This is a genomic window from Longimonas sp., assembly GCF_046498435.1.
Taxonomy (GTDB): domain Bacteria; phylum Bacteroidota; class Rhodothermia; order Rhodothermales; family Salinibacteraceae; genus Longimonas.
The window spans coordinates 1-8186 of sequence record NZ_JAWOAR010000090.1; the positions used below are offsets into that span (position 1 = coordinate 1).

The window sequence follows — 8186 nt, forward strand, 5'->3', positions numbered from 1 at the left end:
CTCCAGGCAGGCGGGTTCGAGGAGGGCGCGCTCTTGCGCGAGGTAGAAGTAACACGTATGCGCACCGACCAAGAAGGCAACCGCCGAGCCACACCCATCACGATTCCATTGGGTGGCAGCCAGTACACTGATCCGGTAAGCTTTGCCGAAAACGACTCGCTCCAGGTACTCGACGCAGCAAGCGAATTCGACCTTCAGCACCGCGACCGCATCTTCGTACGCAAAGACCCGGCGTTCCGTCCGCAAGAAACCATTACGATAGAAGGCGAAGTCCGATTTCCGGGCGAGTATACTATTCTGGAAGACAATGAGCGCTTAAGCGATGTGTTAACACGTGCCGGGGGCATTACCGCGACGGGATACGCTGGCGGGGGACGGCTGATGCGGGATGGCGAACAGGTGATTAGTGATCTTAGTGAAGCCCTGGAGGGACGCGATCGAAGCGACATCATCGTACAGCCCGGCGACGAGATTGTGATTCCAACACAGCCTAACACGGTAACGGTACAGGGTAACGTGGCCAACGAGGGGCTTATCAAACATGAGTCGGGGAGGCGAGTCGAGTACTACCTCGACCGCGCCGGGGGGCTGCGCGAAAATACCGAACGAATCTTGCTCACGCAGGCGTCGGGGGCAACCTTTCGGGTGCGTACCGGCTGGTTCCGGCGCACGCCGCGTGTGGACGATGGCGCAACCATTCGGGTAATTGCCGAACCTGAAGAGGAAAACAACGAGGAGGAGTTTGACCTTTCGGAAACACTGACCGAAGTTACCGGAATCTTGTCCAGTGCACTCACGATCATTGTGCTGGCATCACGCGCCTTCGACTAATTCGATACATAAGACGTTAACTCGTGCAGGGCGGTCGACCCTCTCTTTTTCTGTACTGCGCCGCCATAGCATCCTGAATAGCTTCCCCTTATGCCTGAGTCTTCGTTGCCCACGTCCGAATCCTCTGAACAGCGGTACGTAGGTGAACAGCGGTATGCCGAGGAGGAGATCTCGCTTCTCGACATTCTGGTTGTGCTGGCCCGCAACCGCCGGTTTGTTATTGGATGCGTGGTTGGACTCACCATGGTGGGACTGATCTACGCCATTACAGCCCCCGAAGAGTTTACTGCGGATGCCCAGGTAGTTCGTGAGGTAGAAGGAGGGGCAGGGGCCGCACCAGGAGGACTCTCGGCGCTGCGCGGTCTGGGGGTTAATCTGGGAGGCACAAGCACCGGGCTAACCTCTGAAGCCTATCCGCGCATCTTAACCAGCCGCGAAGTACGGCTGCTCGTTGCACGCGATACGTTCTACTTTGCGGATGTGGAGCAAGAGATGACACTTGTCGACTACCACGCGCGCGACGACTTCAGCATCGGTTCATTTCTAAAGAAGTACACCATTGGCTTGCCGGGGCAAATATTGCAAGCATTGCAATCAGATCCGCCCGAGCGTCCAGTCGAACTTGGAGCTGGCGACGAGCCCGTGTACCCCACCGAAGATGAAGAGGCGGCGATGAAGGCCGTAGACAACATGGTTTCGTCGTCGGTCGATGTGGAGAGCGGGGTTATGTCAATTTCAGTAACCGACAGCGATCCTGTGCGTGCTGCCGAAATTACTGATAGCTTTCTGACGCATCTTATTGATCGTGTACGCACGATCCGGACCGAAAAGGCCCGGCAGACACTCACGTTTGTAGATGAGCGCTTCGACCAGGCCCGCGAAGAACTGGAGGCTGCCGAGCAACGCTTAGCTGAGTTTAACGACCGCAATCGCGAAATCCGCAACGCCCGGCTGCGCACCGAGCGCGACCAGTTGCAGCGTCAGGTCCGGTTTGCCTCGGATCTCTACAGTGAGTTTCAAGCCCAACGTACTCAGGCCCAGATTGAGCTCCAGCGCAGTGAGCCGGTCATTACAACCTTAGAAGCGCCAACCCCCCCGATGGAGCGCAGTGCCCCGCAACGTTCTCTCATTGTGGTGCTTAGCTTCGTCTTAGGGGGAATGCTGGGTATTGGCGGGGCATTCGTACGCACGTTCCTGGCAAGTGCAGAAGAAGACGAAGAACGCCAGAAGCTGGAGGAAATCAAAAACGCCTTCCGGCATCCATGGGGACGCGACGAGGTGTCAGCCTCCGAAGAGACGTAAGAAGCCGCATAAAACAGCGTGCGTCCTACTATAGTGTCAACGGTCAATGTGTGGGTTACAACATGCCCCGTTTACATGCTGTCATCTTGAGCGGAGCGAAGCGGAGTCGGACACGAGCGCAGCGACTGATGAACGCAGTGAATAAAGATCTCCCCCGAGGTGGGTAGGGCCTCTGTCCCACCGTATCTTCTGAACACCAAGGAGATGGTTCGACTGCGCTCACCATGACACGCTTCGTTGGGGGATGATGCCAGGGTAACCATCAAAATGAGGGTTGACACAGCACTACTCGGACTCATCATATCCAGGACGAGCCACGACAACGGCTAGCTGGCGTCCGGTGGGCGATGCAGCGATGCGAGAGGGCGTAGCAGGTGCCCAGTCATACACGGCGCGCCAGGATCCTGCATCAGGATGCCACTGGTACAATGTGGTGCCCGACGTCATAAGCAGGTGGCCTTCAGGCGTCCACACGTGGTCGCCTTCGTCCTCCAGAGCCGGGGCATACGCCTGCACATCCCCTGAATTACGCACCACGAGGACCGAGTCGGCCACACCGTCGTGGCGCTGCACAGCACTCACGCCGGTTGCATGCGTGCGGTGCTGAATGGAGCGGCCTATGTTGCGGCGTAGCGTGGTCGGGGCGGGGTTTTCGTCACGCGCGCTCCATTGCAAGGTGGGCGGCTCGCCCAGCACGAACAACGCCCAGTGCGTCGTATCCACCGGAGCAAAGTAGCCTACAGGCTCAACGTCTGGCAGCAGCAACGTCCCGGTTTCAGCAGGAATATCCGCTTCCTGCATCGAAAACTGCCAGAGCCGCTGCGTGCCGTCGTCTTCCACACGAACTACGGCGTAGGTGCTGTCGGACAGCGGGGTCGGGGAGTATTCGCTGGTTGCAGTTTGGGTAAGGGGATGCGGCGTGTCGGCATCCAGCGGCCAGCGGTAGATATCGGTTTGACCGTTACGCTCGGAGGTGTACAGAACGGCATCTCCGGTCGGGGTGAACTGCGGCTGGTTGTCGTAGCCATCGCGCTCGGTGCGGTTGGCGGGCGCATCGAGGCGCAGGGTGTCGTCGGTGAGTGTATACGACGCCAGGTAGATGTCGGTCGAAGGGGGTGCAGCAGCGGTGTCATCGTCTGATGCACAGCCGGCGCTTAAAAGTAGCACCAACAGAACCACGGGCATCAGCCCAGCGGCAACCGGCCGAAAGCAGATCATGAAGAAAGGGCATCGGCATGAAGAACAAACGGCGGGATTGGGCACGACAACGCCTCGGCCACGGCCATGAGCAGGTCCGCTTCGGCATCGGTCACGTCGTCATCGGCCAGGACGCAGCGGGCACAGGCGTCAATGACCTGTTGTTTGAGTTCCGGGCGCGTCTGGGCAAGGCGGTCAAGCGCATCGTCGAGTTGTTCGGGATGAGCACGCACGCGCTGGTGGGCACTGGGATCGCTAACCGCATCAAAGGCTGCGATTCCGGCACGAAAGGCCTCCGATGCTTCACGATTGCTGGATGCACCGGCCTGGGCGATCATAGAAAGCAGGGCTACGGCATCATCCTCGATCTGGCTAAAGCGCTTAAAGCGCGAGCCGTCATCAGAGGGGTTCTGGATATGATCGAGCCGATGCCGCACGATGGTTTCGAGCGCGTACTCGAACACCGTGAGTTGGTTATCGGCGCGAACCAGGGCTTGCACCACGTCGTGAATGGTTTCGTGCTGCTCGGAGGTACGGTCGCGCAGCGCCGGTGCTGCGATGCTGAGCAGGGGGAGGCGTAGGCGATGCGGCAGATCGTGCAAATCGTCGAGCAAGCGTTCAACTTCGTCGCGTTCAGCCTCGGTAACGCGGGTACTGAGCACCTCCATCTGGTCAGTACGGCTGTCCGATTCGGCATTGGGAGAAATCAGCAAGCCGTACACAATGGCCGTAGCCCCAATCGGCTCGTGGGCCGCATCGATGAGAACCTCGGGCAGCGCATTGCGCAGCTTGGCCCCAAAGTCAACGCCCTCGGCAGTGAGTGCGCCCGCTTGCGAAACCACATCATCGGCCTTCGGAGCCGAGTGGTCAGACGACGCCGTGCTGCTGCCACCTCCCGCAAATCCTGAAGCGCCCGCTGCCTGCGCCGCCCCCGCCCCGTCCGACGCCGACGACTGCGCCGTGCGCTGCTCGCCCTCAAACTCTGAGTCGATGCGTTGAATGCGCTCATCGAGCGGCGGATGGGTGGCAAATGCACCGCTGCCAAACAGCTTGCTGGCCACGCCGTCGCTGAAGAAGAGGTGGCTTGACTCTTCAGCTTTGGGATGTTCAATTTTGGAACCGGCTTCGTATCCCCCTATTTTTTTGAGGGCTCCCCCGATGCCTTTCGGATTGCGCGTAAACTGCACAGCGGCAGCATCGGCCAGAAACTCGCGCTGGCGCGACACCGCGCTCTTGATGAGACGTCCGCACAGCAGCCCTACGCTTCCGACGACCAAAAGCCCCACCCCTGCGGCAAGCAGGATGAGCTTGCTTTTATCGTTGTCGTTGCTGCGGCGGCGGCCCATATTGCTATAGAAGGTAGCGCGAAGCACCGTACGCCCCAGAATAGCGATGAGCAGGATGCCGTTGAGCACCCCCATCAGACGGATGTTGAGCCGCATATCTCCATTCAAAATGTGGCTGTACTCATGCGCAATAACGCCCTGAAGCTCGGCCCGATTGAGCTGCTTCATGCAGCCTCGCGTTACGCCAATGACGGCATCATCGACCGTGTAGCCAGCGGCAAAAGCGTTGATGCCCTCTTCTTCGAGGACGTACACTTCGGGCGTGGGCACCCCCGAAGCAATCGCCATCTCTTCGACGACGTTGCGGAGCACCTGCTCGTCATAGTCAGACGGATTCCGGTCGAGCGGGGTGCCCCCGAGCGATTCAGCGACGACATGACCGCCTTGCTTGAGTTGAATGATCTTGAACAGGCTACCGCCGCCAACAATAACGACCGTGCCCACCACAATCAGTCCAAACAGCGCGGGTTGAATGGGCGACACCCCGCCCTCGCTCGCAAACAGGAGTACGGCCAGGGCCACGCCATACCCAACAACAACGAGCCCAATCATGGCTACGATGAATAGCACAATGAGGCGCTTCGTGTTGCGCCGGGCTTCATCTTGACGTTCAAAAAAGTTTTTCATGGGAACGGGCTACAACGCACAACAGCAGAGGGCAACCGGGAATCCCCAACGCACCTAATCGAACGAGACTTCGGGGGCTTCGCGGACCTCGGCGGTATCAACTTCAAAGTACTCGGCCTCACCGTAGTCAAACAGGTTGGCAATAATCACCGTCGGGAAGCTTTCGCGGGCGGTGTTGTAGGCGCGCACGCCGTCGTTGTAGGCCTGCCGCGCAAAGCTCACCTTATTCTCGGTGGTTTGCAGCTGCTCTTGCAGCTTCAGCATGTTTTCGTTCGCCTTCAGCTCGGGGTTGTCTTCCACCTGAATCATGAAGCCGCCAATCTGCTTATCGAGCATCTGCTCGGCGGCGGCCAGGTTTTGCATGGCCTCCGGATCGCCCGGATTGGCCTTTGCATCTTTTCGAGCCTTTTCCGCCTGATTACGCGCGTCGGCCAGCGCCTGAAAGATCTTCTCCTCATGCTGCAAGGCGCCCTTGGCGGTGCTGACCAGTTGTGGAATGAGATCGTGGCGACGCTGAAGCTGCACGTCGATGTCGGAGTACAGGCTCTGGTAGCGCTGGTCCAACTTCACGAGTTTGTTGTACTGACTCACAGCGTACAGCCCCACCAGGACAACAGGGATGAGCACCACAGCCAGCACAACAATGATAATAAGTACGGTAGACATGGCGTATTGGAACGTTAGCGAAAAACAACAGCGAGGGCCACTTCATCATGCGTGCTTTCGGGGATGCAACGGCCATACCGGGGTTGACCCACGGCAAACCATACCGTAACTCGGCTCCTAAAACAGCACAGCTTTTAAAGCACGTTTATAGGTAGATACGGATACTTAGGACGTTCATCAAGTCAGTTACGTAGGGTTCGACCACAGCAGTATAGTCAATACGCACATCGAGCGTACCCACAGACTGATGAAGTCCGAACCCAGCGCTTGGTTTCCATCCGTTAAAGCCATTGTCGCCTATGCGGTCGACGCCGCCACGAACATCAAGGATGTCGAGCATACGATAGCGCACACCTATGCGTCCGAGCGACTCATGAAACTGAAACGATGAGGTAGCTACCTGGTCTACTGGTTGCACGGGTGGGTCTTGCGGGATGCGGCGGCGCTGCTCGCGGTCGGTAAAGCGAGCCTCGTATTCGGCAAGGAGCAGCAAGGTGTCGTCGTAGAGCGCCTGCGCAGCACTTAGACGCACGCGCACCGGAAATGAATCGGTAGATGAGCGCCCGCCTACCCCGTCTGTTTCCCACTCGTAGGCGGCGAGCAAGTCGCTCACGGAAAGCCCCAGCCGCGTCCCATCGCGTGGGGTGTAGGTAGCCCCCAGGTCAATGCCCAGGCTCTGCACCGTGCCTACCTCATCAACCAGGTCGGCAATGTAGAACTTAAGTGTTGCTCCCACCGCCACGCGTTCCCAGAACTGATTACCAAACGCCAGAAACAGCGCATATTCATCGGTAGACAGCGTTTCGGTTGGATTGCCATCCAGGTCGCGTCCGTCAATGTCGTTCACACCAGCCCGCAGCACGCCGGCGCTAATGCCTGCGGTTGGACCAATCGGCGTATTGAACGATGCCATTTGCAGTTCGCGGTCGAAGCTCATCAGCGCTGCCGAGAGCGAGAGGTACTGTCCCGTAGCCTGATGTGCCAGCGCCGGATTGTAGAGGGCCGCGACATCAGCGTCGGGGTGAGCGCCCAGTGCGTTGCCCAGGGCAATTCCTTGCGCATCCACCCCAATACGGGCAAACGCACCCGCGCCCGTGTCTTGGGCCCAGAGGGAAGCGGCGGGACTTCCCAGCACAAACATGAGCAGCACCACTCCCCAAACGTGCCAGGGGCACCTGGGGGCAGACTCGGTCGATACAGTTGCGCGCAGCGTAGCCATAAGCATCAGTCAATCAGCAGAATCTTGCCTCGGGCGCTGCCTTGGTCGGTTTCTACCTCGTAGAAGTAGGTGCCGTTCGGCAAGCGAAGCCCGCTTTCGTCGGTGCCATCCCACACGAGTTCTTGTTCACCGGGTGCATCACCTTCAGCGCGGAGGGTGCGTACGCTGCGCATCTCAAAGTCGAGGATGCGCACCCGGGTCGTGCCGGGCTCATCGCGTTCGTAGCGGATGCGCACGACTTGGTCGCTCGACGGCGTGAACGGATTGGGGTATGCGTAGGTCTCAACCGACCGACCGCCGGGTGTGTCGGAGTCGAGCGGTTCAGCAGCGCGAAAGAGCGTCCAGGTCGTGCCGTTGTCGGTGCTGCGCAGGAGCCCGTCGGTCGTACCTACCCACACCGCGTTGCGCGTCGTTGCAACAGCACGAACGCCTGCATCGGGGCGATGATAGGTATTTTCAGGCAACGCAAAGCGGCGGATGGCCGTCCAGGTCGTGCCATCATCGTCAGACACAAAGAGTCCGTTATCGCCTGCTGCGTAGACCCGGTCGCCGTCGAATGCCAGGTCGAAGATGCGTTCGTCGATCAGGGTTTGCGTGAACGAGGTGCCGCCGTCGGTTGTGTGCGTTACGCCAAAGCGTTGCTGCTCGCCCGGCTCGGTGCTTGGCATCATAGCCATTGGAAAACAAATCACCCCGCAAGCGTTCAAAATCTTCGGGCTGCATTTCTGGGAAAATGTTAAACCGGTGTTTTTGCATAAATATAAGTTAAGCCCCAATGCAGGTTAGCGCAAAACAACTTAGGAAAGTGTTTTACCTGCAAAGGGGCTATTTTTAAAGTTTTTTTTCATGTTGTTTTGCGCTATTCAAATATACAACTTTTTATTTAATTAGCCAATTTCCTGAACTTATTGCTCCCGTTCAAGTGGCTTTTTTCCGCCTTAATTATCAGCCCTGTTTGCTCTACCTGTAGAATAGCGTACTTGCCTGCAAACTCCCGG

At 58.4% G+C, this 8186-nt stretch carries 7 protein-coding genes; 2 read left to right on the forward strand and 5 right to left on the reverse strand.

Going from position 1 to position 8186, the window contains the following annotated elements; translation table 11 throughout:
• Together R6U20_RS03825 and R6U20_RS03830 are read left to right on the forward strand one after the other, a co-directional pair.
• Positions 1-831: SLBB domain-containing protein (locus R6U20_RS03825; protein ID WP_410336545.1), on the forward strand; the 831-nt coding region annotated here is incomplete at its 5' end.
• A 90-nt stretch (positions 832-921) separates the two neighbouring features.
• A complete protein-coding gene (locus R6U20_RS03830; RefSeq protein ID WP_410336546.1) occupies positions 922-2133 on the forward strand; it encodes a Wzz/FepE/Etk N-terminal domain-containing protein in 1212 nt (403 codons plus the stop codon).
• 285 nt (positions 2134-2418) lie between these two features.
• Here R6U20_RS03830 and R6U20_RS03835 read toward each other — a convergent pair whose 3' ends face one another.
• The 5 genes from R6U20_RS03835 to R6U20_RS03855 form a co-directional block, all read right to left on the reverse strand.
• Positions 2419-3318: a TolB family protein gene (locus R6U20_RS03835; protein ID WP_410336547.1), complete on the reverse strand. Its 900-nt coding sequence runs from the start codon at positions 3316-3318 to the stop codon at positions 2419-2421.
• A gap of 29 nt (positions 3319-3347) precedes the next feature.
• Positions 3348-5303, reverse strand: a complete 1956-nt coding sequence (locus R6U20_RS03840; protein WP_410336548.1) for a M48 family metallopeptidase — start codon at positions 5301-5303, stop codon at positions 3348-3350.
• A 54-nt stretch (positions 5304-5357) separates the two neighbouring features.
• Positions 5358-5969 (reverse strand): LemA family protein, encoded by a 612-nt coding sequence (locus tag R6U20_RS03845; protein ID WP_410336549.1) that lies wholly within the window; start codon positions 5967-5969, stop codon positions 5358-5360.
• 145 nt (positions 5970-6114) lie between these two features.
• Positions 6115-7188: a hypothetical protein gene (locus R6U20_RS03850; protein WP_410336550.1), complete on the reverse strand. Its 1074-nt coding sequence runs from the start codon at positions 7186-7188 to the stop codon at positions 6115-6117.
• Between the two features lie 5 nt (positions 7189-7193).
• On the reverse strand, positions 7194-7859 hold the full coding sequence (locus R6U20_RS03855; protein ID WP_410336551.1) for a FlgD immunoglobulin-like domain containing protein: 666 nt from the start codon (positions 7857-7859) through the stop codon (positions 7194-7196).
• Positions 7860-8186: the final 327 nt, after the last annotated feature.